Source organism: Streptomyces sp. NPDC004610, from assembly GCF_040609715.1.
Lineage (GTDB): Bacteria > Actinomycetota > Actinomycetes > Streptomycetales > Streptomycetaceae > Streptomyces.
This window is the reverse complement of sequence record NZ_JBEXLA010000020.1, coordinates 1-17,846: the sequence shown is the minus strand read 5'-3', so window position 1 is coordinate 17,846 and position 17,846 is coordinate 1. Positions and strand designations below refer to the sequence as shown.

Annotated in this window: 14 protein-coding genes; 10 read left to right on the top strand and 4 right to left on the bottom strand. The window is 73.2% G+C overall.

Translation table 11 applies throughout. The features are described from left to right. The first annotated feature begins 101 nt into the window (after positions 1-101). From ABZX40_RS22350 to ABZX40_RS22325, 6 genes are all read left to right on the top strand, one after another. Positions 102-728 (top strand): 2Fe-2S iron-sulfur cluster-binding protein, encoded by a 627-nt coding sequence (locus tag ABZX40_RS22350; RefSeq protein ID WP_355741151.1) that lies wholly within the window; start codon positions 102-104, stop codon positions 726-728. Then, positions 725-1,753 carry a xanthine dehydrogenase family protein subunit M gene (locus ABZX40_RS22345; RefSeq protein ID WP_355741153.1) on the top strand — a complete coding sequence of 343 codons (1,029 nt, stop codon included), beginning with the start codon at positions 725-727 and terminating at the stop codon, positions 1,751-1,753. Before ABZX40_RS22350 ends, ABZX40_RS22345 begins: the two co-directional genes overlap by 4 nt. Then, positions 1,750-3,867, top strand: a complete 2,118-nt coding sequence (locus ABZX40_RS22340) for a xanthine dehydrogenase family protein molybdopterin-binding subunit (protein ID WP_355741154.1) — start codon at positions 1,750-1,752, stop codon at positions 3,865-3,867. The genes ABZX40_RS22345 and ABZX40_RS22340 overlap by 4 nt, the downstream gene beginning before the upstream one ends. Positions 3,868-4,091: 224 nt before the next feature. Further along, positions 4,092-5,249 (top strand): XdhC/CoxI family protein, encoded by a 1,158-nt coding sequence (locus ABZX40_RS22335; RefSeq protein WP_355741156.1) that lies wholly within the window; start codon positions 4,092-4,094, stop codon positions 5,247-5,249. A 96-nt stretch (positions 5,250-5,345) separates the two neighbouring features. Then, positions 5,346-5,840 carry a hypothetical protein gene (locus tag ABZX40_RS22330; RefSeq protein WP_355741158.1) on the top strand — a complete coding sequence of 165 codons (495 nt, stop codon included), beginning with the start codon at positions 5,346-5,348 and terminating at the stop codon, positions 5,838-5,840. After that, the gene (locus ABZX40_RS22325) at positions 5,837-6,439 is read left to right on the top strand and encodes a short chain dehydrogenase (RefSeq protein ID WP_355741160.1); all 603 of its coding nucleotides are present in this window, start codon (positions 5,837-5,839) and stop codon (positions 6,437-6,439) included. Before ABZX40_RS22330 ends, ABZX40_RS22325 begins: the two co-directional genes overlap by 4 nt. A gap of 157 nt (positions 6,440-6,596) precedes the next feature. On the opposite strand, the gene ABZX40_RS22320 is transcribed toward ABZX40_RS22325, so the two are convergent. Both ABZX40_RS22320 and ABZX40_RS22315 read right to left on the bottom strand, forming a co-directional pair. Then, positions 6,597-7,604: a hypothetical protein gene (locus ABZX40_RS22320; protein ID WP_355741162.1), complete on the bottom strand. Its 1,008-nt coding sequence runs from the start codon at positions 7,602-7,604 to the stop codon at positions 6,597-6,599. Continuing rightward, positions 7,601-8,356, bottom strand: a complete 756-nt coding sequence (locus ABZX40_RS22315) for a hypothetical protein (RefSeq protein ID WP_355741164.1) — start codon at positions 8,354-8,356, stop codon at positions 7,601-7,603. Before ABZX40_RS22315 ends, ABZX40_RS22320 begins: the two co-directional genes overlap by 4 nt. A gap of 157 nt (positions 8,357-8,513) precedes the next feature. Here ABZX40_RS22315 and ABZX40_RS22310 point away from each other — a divergent pair, with 157 nt between their 5' ends. Further along, a complete protein-coding gene (locus tag ABZX40_RS22310) occupies positions 8,514-9,941 on the top strand; it encodes an FAD-dependent monooxygenase (RefSeq protein WP_355741166.1) in 1,428 nt (475 codons plus the stop codon). Between the two features lie 25 nt (positions 9,942-9,966). On the opposite strand, the gene ABZX40_RS22305 is transcribed toward ABZX40_RS22310, so the two are convergent. Further along, a complete protein-coding gene (locus ABZX40_RS22305) occupies positions 9,967-11,712 on the bottom strand; it encodes an NlpC/P60 family protein (RefSeq protein WP_355741168.1) in 1,746 nt (581 codons plus the stop codon). Between the two features lie 243 nt (positions 11,713-11,955). Between ABZX40_RS22305 and ABZX40_RS22300 the strand changes: the two genes are divergently transcribed. Beyond that, on the top strand, positions 11,956-12,447 hold the full coding sequence (locus ABZX40_RS22300; protein ID WP_355741170.1) for an amino acid transporter: 492 nt from the start codon (positions 11,956-11,958) through the stop codon (positions 12,445-12,447). Between the two features lie 214 nt (positions 12,448-12,661). Here the strand turns inward: ABZX40_RS22300 and ABZX40_RS22295 are convergent, their stop codons facing one another. After that, positions 12,662-13,612 carry a WYL domain-containing protein gene (locus ABZX40_RS22295; RefSeq protein ID WP_355741172.1) on the bottom strand — a complete coding sequence of 317 codons (951 nt, stop codon included), beginning with the start codon at positions 13,610-13,612 and terminating at the stop codon, positions 12,662-12,664. A 106-nt stretch (positions 13,613-13,718) separates the two neighbouring features. Between ABZX40_RS22295 and ABZX40_RS22290 the strand changes: the two genes are divergently transcribed. Continuing rightward, positions 13,719-14,663: an alpha/beta hydrolase gene (locus ABZX40_RS22290; RefSeq protein ID WP_355741174.1), complete on the top strand. Its 945-nt coding sequence runs from the start codon at positions 13,719-13,721 to the stop codon at positions 14,661-14,663. Between the two features lie 311 nt (positions 14,664-14,974). After that, positions 14,975-17,689, top strand: a complete 2,715-nt coding sequence (acnA, locus tag ABZX40_RS22285; RefSeq protein ID WP_355741176.1) for an aconitate hydratase AcnA — start codon at positions 14,975-14,977, stop codon at positions 17,687-17,689. Positions 17,690-17,846 lie beyond the last annotated feature (157 nt).

The following is a 17,846-nucleotide window of genomic DNA, read 5'->3' as shown; positions in this document are numbered from 1 at the left end:
CTCGCAGCGTGCGACTCCCGGTTCCCACCCCCCACCCGCCGCCCGCCGGCCCCCAAAAAGAGCGCCCGGAACCGCGACAGCTCCGCGAAAGAAGGCTGACCATGGCTTCGGCCCCCGCGTCGACCTCCAGCGACCTCACCCTCCACATCAACGGCGAGAAGTACGCGCTGACCGCCGACCACCGCACCACCCTCCTCGACGCCCTGCGCGAGCGGCTCGACCTCACCGGCACCAAGAAGGGCTGCGACCACGGACAGTGCGGCGCCTGCACGGTGCTGGCCGACGGGCGCCGCACCCTGGCGTGTCTGACCCTCGCCGTCGCCGCCGAGGGCACCGAGATCACCACCGTCGAGGGGCTCGCCCCGGACGGCCGACTGCACCCCGTCCAGCAGGCGTTCCTCGACCTCGACGGCTACCAGTGCGGCTACTGCACCCCCGGCCAGATATGTTCCGCCGTCGCCGTCCTCGACGAACACGCGGCCGGCTGGCCCAGCGCCGTCACCGCCGACCTCCGCCCGGAGACCGGACCACCGCCCCTCACCCCGGAGGAGATCCGCGAGCGGATGAGCGGCAACCTGTGCCGCTGCGGGGCCTACGTCGCCATCGTCGACGCCGTCGCGCACGCCGCCCACCTCACCGCAGCCGCCCCCACCCGTACTCCCGCCCACCTCACCGCAGCCGCCCCCACCCATACCCCCGCCCCCGCCCCCGAGGAGCCCACCGCATGAGGGAGTTCGGCTACGACCGCGCCCACGACATACCCGGCGCCCTCGCCCTCCTCGGCCGCGACCCCGACGCCCGCTACCTCGGCGGCGGCACCAATCTCGTCGACCTGATGAAGTCCGGCGTCGAACGCCCCGCCCGCCTGGTCGACATCGGCGCCCTCCCCCTGGACCGCGTCGAACGCTGTGCCGACGGCTCGATACGCATCGGCGCCACCGTCACCCACAGCGACCTCGCCGCCCACCCCGGCATCCGCCGCGCCTACCCCGCGCTCGCCCAGGCCGTCCTGTCCGGCGCCTCCGGGCAGCTCCGCAACATGGCCACCATCGGCGGCAACCTCCTCCAGCGCACCCGCTGCCCCTACTTCACCGACCTCACCGCCCCCTGCAACAAACGCGACCCCGGCACCGGCTGCTCCGCCGTCCGGGGCGAGCACCGCGGCCACGCCGTCCTCGGCGCCTCCGCGCACTGCGTCGCCGTCCACCCCTCGGACCTGGCCGTCGCCCTCACCGCCTTCGACGCGGTCATCTCCTACGAGAGCCAGGACGGCGCCGGGGAGATACCGCTCGACGCCCTCTACCCGCCCGTCGCCGACACCCCGCACCGCGAGACCGTGCTGCCCCCGGGCGCCCTCATCACCGGCGTCACCCTGCCGCCCGCCCCGGTCGCCGCCCGCTCCCGCTACCGCAAGGTCCGCGAACGGGCCTCGTACGCCTTCGCCATCGGGTCGGTCGCCGCCGCCCTCGACACCGCCGACGGCGTCGTACGCGATGTCCGGCTGGCGTTCGGGGCGGTCGCCTCCCGGCCCTGGCGGGCCCGTACCGCCGAGCGGGCGCTGCTCGGCGGCCCCGCCACCCCGGACGCCTTCACCCGCGCCGCCGACGCCGAACTCGCCGCGGCCACCCCGCTGCGGGACAACGCGTACAAGGTCCCCCTCGTCCGCAACCTCGTCACCGCGCTGCTCACCGAACTCACCGCCCCCGTACCACCCGGCGGACCCGTCCCGAGCGCCCAGGGGGGCGACCGATGACCCTCACCTCCCTCAGCGCCGTCGGCGTCCCGCACACCCGCGTCGAAGGCCCCGACAAGGTCACCGGGCGCGCCCGCTACTCCGGGGAAGTGCCCTTCGCCGAGCTGGCGCACGGCTGGCTGGTGCTGGCCACCGTCACCCGGGGCCGGATCCGGTCCGTGGACACCGCGTCCGCCCTCGCCCGGCCCGGCGTCCTCGCCGTCCTGCACCACGGGAACGCGCCGCACGTCGAACCGGACGAAGGGGACACCACGAGCGCCGTGTTCCAGCACGACCGGGTGCCCTACCGGGGCTGGCCCGTCGCCCTGGTCGTCGCCGAGACCTCCGAGCAGGCGCGGGAGGCCGCCGAGACCCTCGCCGTGGACTACGCCACCGAACCGCACGACACGGACTTCCGCGAGGACCACCCCGGCGCCTACGTCCCCCCGGACGGGCCGCATGTCGCCTCCGCCGTCCGCAAGGGCGATCTCGATGCCGCGCTCGCCGCGTCCGCCGTCCTCGTCGACGCCCGCTACACCACCCCCGAGCAGCACCACAACCCCATGGAGCCGCACGCCGCCACCGCCCGCTGGGAGGACGGCCGGCTCGAACTCATCGACTCCAACCAGGGCGCCGCCTGGGTCCAGGGCGGTCTGGCGCGGATGTTCTCGCTCGACCCGGGCGCGGTACGGGTCCGCTCCGAGCACATCGGCGGCGGCTTCGGGTCCAAGGGGCTGCGCGCCCACCAGGTGGCCGCCGTGATGGCCGCGACCCGGCTGCGCCGCCCGGTCCGGGTCGTGCTGACCCGGCGCCAGATGTTCTCCCTCACCGGCTACCGCAGCCCCACCGTCCAGCGGGTACGGCTCGGCGCCGGACCCGACGGACGCCTGCGCGCCCTGGAGCACCAGGGCTTCAATCTCACCTCCACGGTCCATGAGTTCACCGAACCGTCCGCCTCCACCGGACGCGTGCTCTACGCCGCCGACGCCCACCACACCGCCCACCGGCTGGTCCGCCTCGACGTGCCCTCCCCGACCTATATGCGCGCCCCCGGCGAGGCACCCGGCTCCTTCGCCCTGGAGTGCGCCCTCGACGAACTCGCCGAACGCCTCGGCCTCGACCCCATCGAACTGCGCGCCCGCAACGAACCCGCGCTCGGCCCCGTCTCCGGACTGCCCTTCGCCGGACGGCAGCTCCTCGACTGCTTCCGCGAGGGCGCCGACCGCTTCGGCTGGGCCGACCGCGACCCCCGCCCCCGGCTGCGCCGCGAGGGTCCGCTGCTGCTCGGCACCGGCACCGCGGCGGCCTGCTTCCCGGCCGGTGCCGGGCCCTCCACCGCCGCCGTCACCGCCGAGGCCGACGGCACCTTCACCGTCCGCATCACCGCTGCCGACATCGGCACCGGCGCCCGTACGGCGCTCACCCTGGTCGCCGCCGACGCGCTGGACGTGGCGCCCGCCCGGGTCCGGGTCCGCATCGGCGACAGCGACTTCGGACCGGCGATGATCGCGGGCGGCTCCACCGGCACCCGTTCCTGGGCCTGGGCCGTCACCGCCGCCGCCCGCGAACTGCGCGAACGGCTCGTCCCCGGCGCCGACCTGCCCCCGCAGGGCATCACCGCCCGCGCCGACACCACCGCCGCCCTCGCCGCCCTGCCCGCCCGCGAACGGCACTCCTACGGCGCCCAGTTCGCCGAGGTCGCCGTCGACACCGGCACCGGGGAGATCCGGGTACGGCGGCTGCTCGGCGTGTTCGCCGCCGGGCGGATCGTCAATCCGCTCACCGCGCGCGGGCAGTTCGTCGGCGGGATGACCTGGGGCCTGTCCATGGCCCTGCACGAGGAGGCCGCCCGCGACCCCGCCTCCGGCGCCTCCGTCGGCGCCGACCTCGCGGGCTACCACTTCGCCGCGCACGCCGACGTCCCGGCCGTCGAGGCGCACTGGCTGGCCGCACCGGACGACGACGACCCCGTCGGCATCAAGGGCATCGGCGAGATCGGCATCGTCGGCACGGCCGCGGCCATCGCCAACGCCGTCTGGCACGCGACCGGCGTCCGCCACCGCGATCTCCCCCTGCGACCGGACCGGATCCTCACCGCGGGCCTGGAGGAAAACGGCCGGGAACCGGAGGAGTGACCGATCAGCCGTGCAGCCACCTCGTGCCGCCCCCGGCAGCCGCCGGGAACCCGGGGAGTGACCGACCGGCCGTACACCGACCTCGTACCGCCCCCCGGCAGCCCCGGGAACCGGAGGAGTGACCCCCACGTTCATCTGAGACCACACACAGCGCACCTCCGGTGAGGCGGACACCGGGGCCCTAACCCGCCGGACCGCCCTGCGGCCGGTGCACGGAGGCAAGGATGTTCGACATCGCCCGGGAGCTGGACCACTGGGTGGCCGAAGGACGCGCGTTCGCCGTCGCCACGGTCGTGGCGGTCGGCGGCAGCGCCCCCCGGGGCCCCGGCGCCGCCCTCGCCGTGGACAGCGAGGGCACGGCGATCGGCTCGGTCTCCGGCGGCTGTGTGGAGGGCGCGGTCTACGAACTGTGCGAGCGCGCCCTGCGCGACGGCGAGACCCTGCGCGAGCGCTTCGGCTACAGCGACGACGACGCCTTCGCCGTCGGGCTGACCTGCGGCGGCACGGTCGAGGTACTGGTCACCCCGGTCGGTACGCGATCCCCCGACCGCCCGGTCCTCGGCGCGGCGCTGGCGTCCGCCGCCCGGGGCGAGGGCGCGGCGGTGGTCCGGGTCGCCCGGGGCCCGCGCGAGCAGCTCGGCCGGGCCATGACGGTCCGCCCCGACGGCACCTACGAGGGCGGGCTCGGCCTCTCCCGGCAGCTCGACCGGGTCGCCGCCGCCGAGGCCCGCGCCCTGCTGGAGGTGGGGCGCACGGGCAGTGTGGAGATCTCGGAGAACGGCTCGCACTGCCCCGGCGGACTCACCCTGTTCGTGGAGTCGAGCGTGCCGCCGCCCCGGATGATCGTCTTCGGCGCGATCGACTTCGCGGCGGCGCTGGTCCGGGCCGGGAAGTTCCTCGGCTACCACGTCACGGTCTGCGACGCCCGCCCGGTCTTCGCCACCCGCGCCCGCTTCCCGGACGCCGACGAGATCGTCATCGACTGGCCCCACCGCTATCTCCGCACCACCCCGACCGACGCCCGCACGGTGCTGTGCGTCCTCACCCATGACGCCAAGTTCGATGTACCGCTGCTGGTCGAGGCGTTGCGGCTGCCGGTGGCGTACATCGGCGCGATGGGCTCGCGGCGCACCCACGCCGACCGGGATTCCCGGCTGCGCGAGGCGGGCCTCACCGACGCCGAACTCACCCGGCTGCGCTCCCCGATCGGCCTGGACCTCGGCGCCCGCACGCCCGAGGAGACGGCCCTGTCCATCGCGGCGGAGATCATCGCCGCGCGCCGGGGCGGCTCCGGCTCCCCCCTGACCGGCAGCCGCACCCCGATCCACCGGGACACGGACACGGCGGTGGCGGACCGGGAGGAGGCACCTGCGGCGGCGTGAACGGACGGTGACCCGGGAGTACGGTGCCCCCCCCCGGCGGACGGTGACTCCTGGGCGGACGGTGCCCTCCGGGCGAACGCTGCCTAGGATCACCGCATGTCCGCCGACGAGCCCATCCTCACCCGGTCCTCCTTCCGCCGCCTCCACCCCCTCTCGGCGCCGCACCCCCTGTCCCTGCCACCCGCCCGGATCTGGTCGGACGCGGACTGGCAGATCATCCGGCGCGGCTACCAGGCACGGGACATGGACGAGAAGTGGAACGTCTTCACCGAGGGCGACGAGGTCTTCCTGCACCGCAGCTGGACGGGGAACGGAGTCTTCGTGGCCACCTTCACCCCGGCCGAGGGCGGCGGCCGGCGCATCACCCGCGCCCTGGTCGAACGCGATCCCGCGCGCCAGCGCTCCACGGACGACGACCACGACCGGCTGATGCTGGAACTGGTGCTCAGCGCCATCGTCCTCGGCGAACCGGCCACCGAACTGCGCGCCGCCCTCGTCGAGGCCCGCGACACACAGGGCGCGACCGACGCCGCCGCCATCCAGCACAGCCTCCTCGGGCTGCGCACGCCCTCCGGCCAGGCACCGGCATGAAGGTACTCGTGATCGGTGCGGGCGGGACGATCGGAACGGCGGTCGTCCGGGCCCTGGAGGGGACGCACGAGGTGGTACGCGCCTCACGCCGGGGCCCGGTCCGGGTGGACCTGGAGGAACCGGACTCCCTGGACGCCCTGTTCGAGACAGTGACCGGTCTGGACGCGGTGATCTGCTGCGCCGCGAGCGGCCCACTGGTCGACCTGGCGGCCGTCGCCGACGACACCTTCGCGGCGGGCGTACGCGGCAAACTGCTGGGCCAGGTCGCGCTGGCCCGGCGGGCGGCACGGTCCGTCCGGGAGGGCGGCTCCATCACCCTCACCGGCGGCACCTTCCCCGAACCCCTGGCGGGCGGCTCGCTCGGGGCCCTGGTCAACGGCGGCCTGGAAGGCTTCGTCCGCAACGCGGCGACGGAACTCCCGCGCGGGGTACGGCTCAATCTCATCAGCCCGGGATGGATCAGCGAAACGCTGGAGGCGCTCGGCCGCGACGGCTCCGCCGGGACCCCGGCGGCGGAGGTGGCGCGCGCCTATGTGAGAGCGGTGGAGGGGGATGTACGGGGGTGGGTCTGGCGGGGGCCGGAGCGGGAGCGGGGGTGAGGTGGGTGCGGGGGCTGCCGCGAAGGTCGGCGGGGTGAGGTGAGGTGGGTGCGGGGGTCGGCGGGGTGAGGTGCGCGCCGGTCGCGCTGGGCCGGGAGTATCCGCGTGCCCGTCGCGTCCCCCCTCCCGCCCGCACCCAGCCCCATACAGCCGCCGCTCAGTACCCCACCTCCCGCCACCCCCCACCCTCCGGATCCAGCTCCGCGTAAGCCGCCTCGGGTGGGCTGATCGTGAAGCGGACCACGCCGTCGCCGCCGCCCGTGACCGTCCAGGGGTGGAGGTCGTCGCGCAGGACGTGGACACCGGCCGGGGTGAGTTCCGCCGCGCCGGAGCGGCCCGCGGCCAGGAACACCCGGTCGCCGACCACGGCCACGTCGGCGAGGGGGAGTCCGCAGCGGGCCCGCACGGTGAAACCGGCCTCCGCCGAGCCGCGCAGGATCCGCCCGCCCCTCGACCGGCCGCTGATCAGGACCTCGCCGTCCGGGGCGAACGCGATGCCGCTGAGGATGTCGCCGGTGTCCGGGCCGTCCGGATCCGGCAGGGGGCGCCAGCGGTGTCCGTCGAAGTGGAGGAGGGTGCTGCCGTACCCCACCGCGTAGACATCGCCGGGGGAGCGGCCCCGGATACAGCCGAGGGGGCGGCCGAGACCGGGGTCGTGCTGGGTCCAGCGCTCGCCGTCCCAGTGGTAGAGGACGCCGCCGAAGGTGCCGATATGGACGTCCCGGTCCGAGGTGCCCCAGATCGACCAGGGGCGGGGGCGGGCACCGTCGGACTCCTGGGGCGGCAGCCGGTGGTGGCGCCAGCGCAGACCGCCCTCGGGCACCTCGAACTCCAGGCCGGGGTCCGGGTCGTCGTCGTCCGGCCAGGGCACCGGCGCCGTGGTCCAGACGAGGCCGGTGCCGCTGGTCACCCAGGGGTGGCCCGGCGCGGACACCCACAGTTCGCGGAGCGGGTCGTTGGTGGCCAGTACGTTCTCGGCGGGGCCGTCGTCGCCCGCCCGGCGCCGGAACAGATAGCCGGCGGCCTGGGCCTCCTCACCTGGACGGTAGGCGATCAGCAGGAAGTGGACCGTGCCCGCCGTCTCCTGGACGTACAGGATGTCCTCCCGGAAGCCGCCGTCGGGGGAGGACTCCGGGGCGGGGCCGCTGTGGTCGTCGTCGCTCATCGCGGGGGCGGCAGTTCCTCCAGCGGGGCGACCGTGCGACCGCCGCGGATCAGGGGCTGTCCGGCCACCAGCCGGTCGAGCAGCCCCTCGTAGCGCAGGCCCGCCTCGGAGAGACGGACGTCGTCCCCGGGGTCGGTCCCGGCGGGGATCAGGGCCTCCGGGAGCAGCAACTCGGCCAGTTCCAGGGGCGGGTCCGGCTGATCGACCGTCAGACCGGCCCCGGCGAGGTCGGCGTAGCCAGGGACGACCGGCCGTCCGCGCAGCCGTCCGCCTATCTCCGGCAGGAACTCGTCCCACAGCACCGCCAGCGCCGCCCGCAGATCCCCGCCCGCCTCCAACTGCCCGTCGGCCGTCACGCCGATGACCGTCTCGGCCTCGATGCCGCCCTGGACCAGCAGCCGGGCATCGCCCGCCACGACCAGGTTGGCGACCCGCAGATCACCGAGCACGATCAGCGCCGGGGCGCCGAACTCCAGGTTGAGGACATTGCCGTCGATCTCCAGGTCGCCGTCGATGACATAGCCGGTGACCGCGCCGTCGATCCCCTCGTACTCAGGGCGGCCCCCGGCCCTGATCCAGGGGTTTTGGTGCCGGTACTGGTGGTCGTCCAGCCACAGCGAGCCGGGCAGCGCCGCGGGCCCCGGGTGCAGGATGTACTCCTCCTCGTACAGCCCGCCGTACAACTCCTCAGGGACACCGCGCCGTTCGAACAGCGCGACCGTCTCCGCCCATGTCTGGTAGATCGTCTCCATGGACGGCACAGTAGGCCCCGCCACTGACAGCCGCTCCCACCGCGTCCGCCCCGCCCCCGCCACCCACTACGCCCCCCACCCCTCTCGTCCCGTCACCCGTTCCGCACCTGCGTGCGCGCCGCGCCGCGCCGTGTGCCCCGGCCGAAGGCAGTCCGCCATGTCCAGCAGCACGGAAACCCCGCACCGCCCGCCCGCTCGTGCCGTCGTCGTCGGCGGCAGCATCGCCGGGATGCTCGCCGCGGCGGCCCTGCGGGAGCACGTCGGCTCGGTCGTCGTCGTGGAGGCCCATGAGCTGCCCGAGGGGCCGGTGCCGCGCGCCGGGGTCCCGCAGGCCGCGCACATCCACCTCCTCCAGACCGGCGGCATCGACGCCGTGGAGGATCTGCTGCCCGGCACCGTCGGCCTGCTGCTGGCCGCGGGCGCCCACCGGATACCGGTGACCACCGACATGATCGTGTACTCCCCTCAGGGCTGGTACCGGCGCTGGAGACGCGCCACCCACCAGGTGATCACCGCAGGGCGCGACCTCACCGACTCCGTCGTCCGCGACCAGGTCCTCAAGGACCCCCGCATCAGCGTCCTCCCGCACACCAGGGCCGTCGCCCTGCGCGGCGACCGCCACCGGATCACCGGCATACGGGTGCGCGCCGCCGACGGCACGGAACGCGAACTCGCCGCGGACCTGGTCGTCGACGCCTCCGGCCGCGCCACCCGGACTCCCCGGTGGCTCGACGGCCTGGGCGTCACCGGGCTCGTCCAGGACGACATCACCTCCGGTCTCGCCTACGCCAGCCGCTTCTACCACGCCCCCGTCCCCACCTCCGGCTGGCCCGTCGTCGCCGTGCAGGCCGATCCCGGGCGGCCCGGACCGGCGGGCTCCGGCGGCATCCTGCCCGTCGAGGGCGACCGCTGGCACGTCAGCCTGATGGGCGGCCCCGGCGCCCACCCCACCACCGACCCCGACGCCTTCGAGCCCTACGCCCGCACCCTGCGCCACCCCGTGATAGCCGACCTGATCCGGCACGCCGAACCCCTCACCGAGGTCAGCGTCACCCACAGCACCACCAACCGCCGGTACTACTACGAACGTCTCCCCTCCTGGCCGGACGGCCTCGTCGTGCTCGGCGACGCCGTCGCCGCCTTCAACCCGCTGTACGGGCAGGGCATGTCGGCCGCCGCGCAGGGCGCCGTCGCCCTGCGGGACGAGCTGCGCGCCACCGGCCCGGTGCCCGGCCTCGCCCGCCGCGTCCAGCGGGCCGTCGGCGCCCGGGTCGGCAACGCCTGGGACCTCGCGGTGGGCACCGACATCCACTTCGCCACCACCACCGGCCGCACCCCGACCCTCGCCGACCGGCTGCTGCACCGCTACGTCAGCCGCCTCTCCCGCACGGCCACCGGCTCCTTCCACGCCGCGACGGCCCTGACCGACGTCCTGTCGCTCCAGGCGCCGCCCGCCTCCCTGGTGGGCCCGCGCGCCCTCCTGACCGCCCTCGCCGGACCACACCGCCGCCCCCTGGACCGCCCGCCCTTCACCCCCGCCGAACGCGAGCTGCTGAGGGATCTGGGAGAGCCGTCCCCCTGGTAGCGGGGCGGGCTGGTAGCGGGGCGGGTCAGAGGCGGTGCACCGAGCGCAGGGCCCCCGCGTAGAGGCCGTCGCCGTCGAGGGTGGAGGGGCCGCCGAGGTCGGCCATGGTCGGACCGTCGGCGGTCTTGCGGCTGGACAGGAACCGGGGGCGTCCCGTGCGGTCGGTGCCCAGATGGATGCCGACGTGGTCGATCTCCCCGGCGTCCGCGCTGTCCGCGTCGAAGAACAGCAGGTCGCCCGGCTGGAGCAGGGCCAGGTCCGGGGGAGCGGTGGCGGACCGGGCGAGGGTGACGCCCGGCGCGTGCAGGGACTGGTCGTGGGAGCGCCGGGGCAGGGCGGTCCGCGCGGGGTCGTCGCCCGCGGCGAGGGGCACCCCGCCGTGATGGCCGTACACCATCCGGACATAGCCCGAGCAGTCCAGATGGCCGGGCCACAGGGCGCTCGGGGCGGGGCGGGTGCCGCCGACCGGGAAGGTCCAGGGCAGGCCCATGTACTCATGGAAGTCGGCGCCCTCGCGCCGGGTGCCGTCGGCCGCCGCCGGTCCGTACCCCGCCTCCCCGAGGACCCGCGCCCCGTCCAGCGCCACCGACCGCACCTCCGGGGCGCCCGCCACGAACATGAAGGCGTGCGCGAGGACATCCGGCGCCGTCGACCCGGCCCAGGTCCGGACGGTCTGCTCCAGGGCGGTGGTCCAGGTGCCGTCGAAGGGCGCGGGCAGGACGCGGATCCACTCCCGGTGGGTGACGGCGGGCGGCTCGGTCCAGCGCGCGGCGGAGACGGCGAAGCGGGTGACGCGCAACCGGACGGGAAGGTTGTCGCTTCCGGTGGACGCCACCGCCCGCACCCCCACCCGTCCCTGCCGGAACACGGTGTCGGTCGCCTCGGCGGTCCAGGCGGCGGGCTCCGCCGACGCCGTCGGCCAGGCCCGGACCTGCGTGAGGTCGCCGGTGCGGCGCACCCGGATCGACCAGGGGGTGGTGCCGGGGCCGCTCGGCAGGGGGACGGCAGGGGTCAACTGGGTGACCGTGTCGGCCTGTTCGCGTTCCAGGCGGAGTTCGGCGGCGCCGCCGGGGTGGAGGAGGAGCCGGGCCCGGTAGTGGTTCCTGGTGTCCTGGTAGCCGAAGGACACCGCGAACGACAGCGCCGCGCCCGACGGGGCCGACTCGAAGGAGCCGTCCGCGCGGACCTCGACATCGGCGATCGGGTCGTCGCGGAGGGTGGCGTGGCGGCTGAGGTTGGCGCTGCTCAGCACGATGGTCCCGGTGCCGGGCTGGACGGAGTAGTCGGTGGCCGCGCCGTTGACGGTCGACCAGGAGCCGCCGGCGGGCGAACTGCCCCAGTCGTCGGTTCTCTCCCGGTCGAAGAGATCGGTGAAGGGCTTCTTGTTCTCGGTGAACGTCCGCTCCGCCCCGGTCAGCCGCACGGTCCGCGCCCCGGTGGTCAGCAGCGCGATCTCCACGTCGTCCTGCTGTCGTACGGAGACCCGCCCGGGGGTGCCCGGCAGCGGTACGGCGGTCAGGGCGCCGAGACTCAGCGCGGCGTACAGCGAGGCGTCGTTGGCGGCGAGGGTGACCCCGGTGACGGAGCCACCGCCCGACGCGGAGGCGACGGCATCGGAGGCGGTGACGGCCCGCGCGGCGGACCGGGGCGCGACGAACGGCAGCGCCACCCCGGCCCCGAGGGAGGCGACGAGCCCGCGCCGCGAGAGACGACCGGAACCGGCGGGCGGGGAGGAAGGGGAGGGTGTCGGGGGACCAACGGGATTCGACATGAAGTCATGGTCACATCAAAAGCGGCACCGCATCTCGGCTTCGCCGTCCAGCACTTCGTAGCGCACCCCGGGGAAGTCGACCAGGCCGAAGTGGACGGACGGGTCAGTCGACGGCGAGGGCGAGGCCGCCGGGCGTCACCACCCCCGCCGGTCGCACGAAGTCCCCGAGCCCCAGCCGCCCCACCACGCTGTCCGTCCCCCTCCCCGCCCCCACCCCCGCTTCCCTCTACCCTGCGTCACGTGATGACTTCCGACGACGTCCTGTCCGTCCTGTCCCTTGCCCGTGGCGCGGGCGCCGATGTCTGGATCGCCGGTGGCTGGGGGATCGACGCGCTGATCGGTGAGCAGACCCGCGATCACCGCGATCTGGATCTGGCGCACCGCGAGGACCAGGAACCGGCGCTGCTGGCCGCGCTCGCCGCCGCGGGCTTTCTGGAGACCCTCGACTGGCGCCCGGCCCGCTTCGTCGTCTCGGACCCGGGCGGCCGGGACATCGATCTGCACCCGGTGACGTTCCGCCCGGACGGCTCGGCCGTGCAGAAGTCACTCGACCCGGCGAACCCGTATCTCTACCCGGCGGACTGCTTCACCACCGGCACGATCGGTGGCGCCACCGTGCCCTGCCTCTCCGTGAACCAGCAGATCGCCTTCCACCAGGGCTACGCCCCGACCGACCGCGACCGCGCCGACATGGCCCGACTCCGCCAGGCCTTCGGGGCGGACGCGGGCTACTGAGACCGGCAGACGTCCTCCGGGAGGGCCCCCTACTGGACGGCCCCCACCTGGCCGACCCTCCTCCGGTACGGCCCCCCTCCGGTACGGCCCCCTCCGGAACGTCCGGGACACTCAGCCGCGCGCCGCCACACCACGAACCACCAAAAACACCGCACCCCGAACCACACATCCACCCCACCCCGAACCCCCCAAACCCCCCCACCTTCGGACCATCTCACCCATACCGCTCCACCAGCGCCCCACCGATCGACGCCAGATGCTCCCGCACCCCCTCCGGGCCGGTCACATCGAGCCATTCGACCAGCCCGGCCAGCTCACTGGCGAGCGTGTACTCGCTGTGGCCGCGGATCGCGACCTCGATACGGCCGTCGTCCGTGGGGCCTCCCACCTCCAGCCGGCCGCCGAGCGTCACCCGGAGGGTGCCGATCACCTGGGGCGCGCACACCGCCCGCACCGTCACGGGCGTTCGCCTGCGGTCGACCTCGTCGGCGATCTCGCGCCAGCTCTCGGCGAGGTCGAAGTCCTCGGGCCGGTGCACGGGGTCGCCGGTCGGGTCGGCGGACGACACCCGGTCGATCCGGAAGATCCGCCGTCCGGCCCCCGTGTGGGAGACGAGGTACCACGACGGACCCTTGGCGACGATGCCCAGCGGGTGGACGGTCCGCTTGGTCCCGGCGCCCGTGCCGTCGACATAGCCGAGCCGCACCTGCACACCGCGGATCACCGCGTCCTGGAGCACGTCCAGGAAGCGGGGCGGCGGGCGGTGCTCGACCGGACTCGACCCCCAGCGCTGGGGGTCCATGACCAGCGACGACGCCGCCGCCTCGGCCTGTGCCCGGAAGGGCTCCGGCAGGGCCTGGACGAGCTTGCGCAGCGCCGCTTTCACGGCCGGGGTCGTGGCCGAGGCCGGTCCGGCGACCAGGAACAGGGCGCGGGCCTCGCTCGCGGTCAGCCCGGACAGATCGGTCCGGGCGCCGCCCACGAGGCGCCAGCCGCCGCCCCGGCCCTGCACGGAGTACACGGGCACCCCGGCCATGGCCAGGGCGTCGAGGTCGCGGCGGGCGGTGCGCTCGGAGACCTCCAGTTCCCGGGCGACCTCCGCCGCCGTCACCTGCTCGCGCCGCTGGAGGAGCAGGAGAAGGGCCACCAGCCGGTCGGTTCGCACATCGGCAACATTTTCATGGAAACCGGTCATGGGGTGACCGGTTTCATCGAAAGGATGGCACAGCAGAGATCGAGAAAGACCGAAAAAGAGATCGCGAGGAAAGCGCATGTTCCATCCGGCCGAATTTCCCGAGCCCACCCTCATCTCCGTCAACGGCGTCGAGCTGGAAGTCTTCGAAGCGGGCCGGCGAAACGGCGCCAAGCCCATCGTGCTCTGCCACGGCTGGCCGGAGCACGCCTTCTCCTGGCGCCACCAGATCCCCGCCCTGGCCGCCGCGGGCCACCATGTCATCGTGCCGAACCAGCGGGGTTACGGGAACTCGTCCCGACCGGCCGACGTCACGGCCTACGACATCGAGCATCTCTCGGGTGACCTGGTCGCACTCCTCGATCGCTACGGCTACGACGACGCCACCTTCGTCGGTCACGACTGGGGCGCGATGGTCGTCTGGGGGCTGGCCCTGCTGCACCCGGACCGGGTGAACAAGGTGATCAATCTGAGCCTGCCCTACCAGGAGCGCGGGGAGCGGCCCTGGATCGAGGTCATGGAAGAGATGCTGGGCGGCGATTTCTATTTCGTCCACTTCAATCGGCAGCCGGGTGTGGCGGACGCCGTGTTCGAGGAGAACACCTTCCAGTTCCTGCGCAATCTGTACCGCAAGAACGAGCCGCCCGTGGAGCCCCGGCCGGGAATGGCGCTGATCGAACTCGCCAGAGCGGAAAAGCCGCTCGGCGATCCCGTCATGAGCGACAGCGAACTGGCCGTCTTCGTCTCGGCCTTCACGTCGTCGGGATTCACGGGCGGTGTCAACTGGTACCGGAACCTCGACCGCAACTGGCAGCTGCTGGCGGACGTCGACCCGGTCGTCCGGCACCCGGCGCTCATGATCTACGGCGACCGGGATGTGATCCGCAGGTCCGAGCGGCTGGCGGAGTCCGTGCCGCGGGTGGAAGTGGTCGGTCTGGACTGCGGTCACTGGATCCAGCAGGAGAAGCCGGACGAGACGAACCGGGTGATCCTGGAATGGCTGGAGCGGCAGGACGCCCGGTAGGGGTGCGTGCTCATCCATGAGCCGGTCACGGGCCGGGCGGCGGCAGACCGTTCGCCGCCGCCCGGCACCGACCCGTGACCGTCACCCTGACCGGATGAGAGCGCGCACACAGAACCCAGCACATGACCTCTCCGCGCCCATGTACTAGAGTTATCTCGACATCGAGATATCTGCCGAGGCGTGCCGCAGCCGCCCACCCCGGTGAGGAGTACCGGTAAGGGTTACCTAACTTAGCCTTACCTTAGCGGATTGGCCAAGTCTGCGTGGCGGCAGGATGCGGTGGTACGCGCACATGAATGAAGGAGACTGTCGTGTCGGCGAACAGCTTCGACGCCCGCAGCACGCTGCAGGTGGGCGACGAGTCGTACGAGATCTTCCGGCTGGACAAGGTCGAGGGCTCCGCGCGCCTTCCCTACAGCCTGAAGGTGCTGCTGGAGAACCTGCTCCGTACCGAGGACGGCGCGAACATCACCGCCGACCACATCCGCGCCCTCGGCGGCTGGGACTCCCAGGCGCAGCCCAGCCAGGAGATCCAGTTCACGCCCGCCCGTGTGATCATGCAGGACTTCACCGGCGTGCCCTGTGTCGTGGACCTCGCCACCATGCGTGAGGCCGTGAAGGAGCTGGGCGGCGACCCCGCGAAGATCAACCCCCTCGCCCCCGCCGAGCTGGTCATCGACCACTCCGTCATCGCCGACAAGTTCGGCACCAACGACGCCTTCAAGCTGAACGTCGACCTGGAGTACGGCCGCAACAAGGAGCGCTACCAGTTCCTGCGCTGGGGCCAGACCGCGTTCGACGAGTTCAAGGTCGTACCCCCCGGCACCGGCATCGTCCACCAGGTGAACATCGAGCACCTGGCCCGCGTCGTCATGGTCCGCGAGGGCAAGGCGTACCCGGACACCCTGGTCGGCACCGACTCGCACACCACCATGGTCAACGGCCTCGGCGTGCTCGGCTGGGGCGTCGGCGGCATCGAGGCCGAGGCCGCGATGCTGGGCCAGCCGGTCTCCATGCTCATCCCGCGCGTCGTCGGCTTCAAGCTGACCGGCGAGCTGACCCCCGGCACCACCGCCACCGACCTGGTGCTCACCATCACCGAGATGCTCCGCAAGCATGGTGTGGTCGGCAAGTTCGTGGAGTTCTACGGTGAGGGCGTGGCCGCCACCAGCCTCGCCAACCGCGCCACCATCGGCAATATGTCCCCGGAGTTCGGCTCCACCGCCGCCATCTTCCCGATCGACGGCGAGACCCTGAACTACCTGCGGCTGACCGGCCGCAGCGAGCAGCAGGTCGCCCTGGTCGAGGCGTACGCCAAGGAGCAGGGGCTGTGGCTGGACCCGGCCGCCGAGCCGGACTTCTCCGAGAAGCTGGAGCTGGACCTCGCCACCGTCGTCCCGTCCATCGCCGGGCCCAAGCGCCCGCAGGACCGGATCGTCCTGGCGAACGCCGCCGAGCAGTTCAAGCGCGATGTCCTCAACTACGTCGACACCGCCGACGAGGCCGGCCAGGAGTCCTTCCCCGCCTCCGACGCCCCGGCCGCCACCAACGGCGTGCCCAGCAACCCGGTCACCGTCACCGCCCCCGACGGCACGACGTACGAGATCGACCACGGTGCCGTGACCGTCGCCGCGATCACCTCCTGCACCAACACCTCCAACCCGTACGTCATGGTCGCCGCCGCGCTGGTCGCGAAGAAGGCCGTCGAGAAGGGTCTGACCCGCAAGCCCTGGGTCAAGACCACCCTCGCCCCGGGCTCCAAGGTCGTCACCGACTACTTCGACAAGTCGGGCCTCACCCCGTACCTGGACAAGGTCGGCTTCAACCTCGTCGGCTACGGCTGCACCACCTGCATCGGCAACTCCGGCCCGCTGCCCGACGAGGTCTCCCAGGCGGTCAACGACCACGACCTCGCCGTCACCTCGGTCCTCTCCGGCAACCGCAACTTCGAGGGCCGGATCAACCCCGACGTCAAGATGAACTACCTGGCCTCCCCGCCGCTGGTCGTCGCCTACGCCCTCGCCGGCTCCATGAAGGTCGACATCACCCGCGACGCCCTCGGCACCGACCAGGACGGCAAGCCGGTCTTCCTGACCGACATCTGGCCCACCGAGGCCGAGGTCAACGAGGTCGTCGCGAGCGCCATCGGCGAGGACATGTTCAACAAGTCCTACGCCGATGTCTTCGCCGGTGACGCCCAGTGGCAGGCGCTGCCCATCCCCACCGGCAACACCTTCGAGTGGGACGCCCAGTCCACCTACGTCCGCAAGCCCCCCTACTTCGAGGGCATGCAGATGGACCCGGCGCCGGTCACCGACATCTCCGGCGCCCGCGTCCTCGCCAAGCTCGGCGACTCGGTCACCACCGACCACATCTCCCCGGCCGGTGCCATCAAGGCCGACACCCCGGCCGGCAAGTACCTCACCGGGCACGGCGTGGAGCGCCGCGACTTCAACAGCTACGGCTCGCGCCGCGGCAACCACGAGGTCATGATCCGCGGCACCTTCGCCAACATCCGGCTGCGCAACCAGATCGCGCCGGGCACCGAGGGCGGCTACACCCGCGACTTCACCCAGGCCGACGCCCCGGTCTCCTTCATCTACGACGCCTCCCGCAACTACATCGAGCAGGGCATCCCGCTCGTCGTCCTCGCGGGCAAGGAGTACGGCTCCGGCTCGTCCCGCGACTGGGCCGCCAAGGGCACCGCCCTGCTCGGCGTCAAGGCCGTCATCGCCGAGTCCTACGAGCGCATCCACCGCTCCAACCTGATCGGCATGGGCGTGCTCCCGCTCCAGTTCCCGGAGGGGCAGTCCGCCGCGTCCCTCGGCCTGACCGGCGAGGAGACCTTCTCCTTCACGGGCGTCACCGAACTGAACGACGGCACGACCCCGGCCACCGTCAAGGTCACCACCGACACGGGCGTCGACTTCGACGCGGTCGTCCGTATCGACACCCCCGGTGAGGCCGACTACTACCGCAACGGCGGCATCATGCAGTACGTGCTGCGCAACCTGATCCGCGGCTGACACTCCGCGCGGAGACAGGACAGGGCCGCACCCCGGGCGACCGGGGCGCGGCCCTTCGCGCGCTAGGGCGTGTCTTCAATTGATCTTGCGTGGTGGATCATGGTCGGGTGATACGTCGTCATGAGCTGTCTGATGAGGAGTGGGAGTTCCTCCGTCC

Coding starts and splice junctions, on each gene's coding strand:
- ABZX40_RS22350 (WP_355741151.1), top strand. CDS start 102: ATGGCTTCGGCCCCCGCGTCGACCTCCAGCGACCTCACCCTCCACATC.
- ABZX40_RS22345 (WP_355741153.1), top strand. CDS start 725: ATGAGGGAGTTCGGCTACGACCGCGCCCACGACATACCCGGCGCCCTC.
- ABZX40_RS22340 (WP_355741154.1), top strand. CDS start 1,750: ATGACCCTCACCTCCCTCAGCGCCGTCGGCGTCCCGCACACCCGCGTC.
- ABZX40_RS22335 (WP_355741156.1), top strand. CDS start 4,092: ATGTTCGACATCGCCCGGGAGCTGGACCACTGGGTGGCCGAAGGACGC.
- ABZX40_RS22330 (WP_355741158.1), top strand. CDS start 5,346: ATGTCCGCCGACGAGCCCATCCTCACCCGGTCCTCCTTCCGCCGCCTC.
- ABZX40_RS22325 (WP_355741160.1), top strand. CDS start 5,837: ATGAAGGTACTCGTGATCGGTGCGGGCGGGACGATCGGAACGGCGGTC.
- ABZX40_RS22320 (WP_355741162.1), bottom strand. CDS start 7,604: ATGAGCGACGACGACCACAGCGGCCCCGCCCCGGAGTCCTCCCCCGAC.
- ABZX40_RS22315 (WP_355741164.1), bottom strand. CDS start 8,356: ATGGAGACGATCTACCAGACATGGGCGGAGACGGTCGCGCTGTTCGAA.
- ABZX40_RS22310 (WP_355741166.1), top strand. CDS start 8,514: ATGTCCAGCAGCACGGAAACCCCGCACCGCCCGCCCGCTCGTGCCGTC.
- ABZX40_RS22305 (WP_355741168.1), bottom strand. CDS start 11,712: ATGTCGAATCCCGTTGGTCCCCCGACACCCTCCCCTTCCTCCCCGCCC.
- ABZX40_RS22300 (WP_355741170.1), top strand. CDS start 11,956: ATGACTTCCGACGACGTCCTGTCCGTCCTGTCCCTTGCCCGTGGCGCG.
- ABZX40_RS22290 (WP_355741174.1), top strand. CDS start 13,719: ATGTTCCATCCGGCCGAATTTCCCGAGCCCACCCTCATCTCCGTCAAC.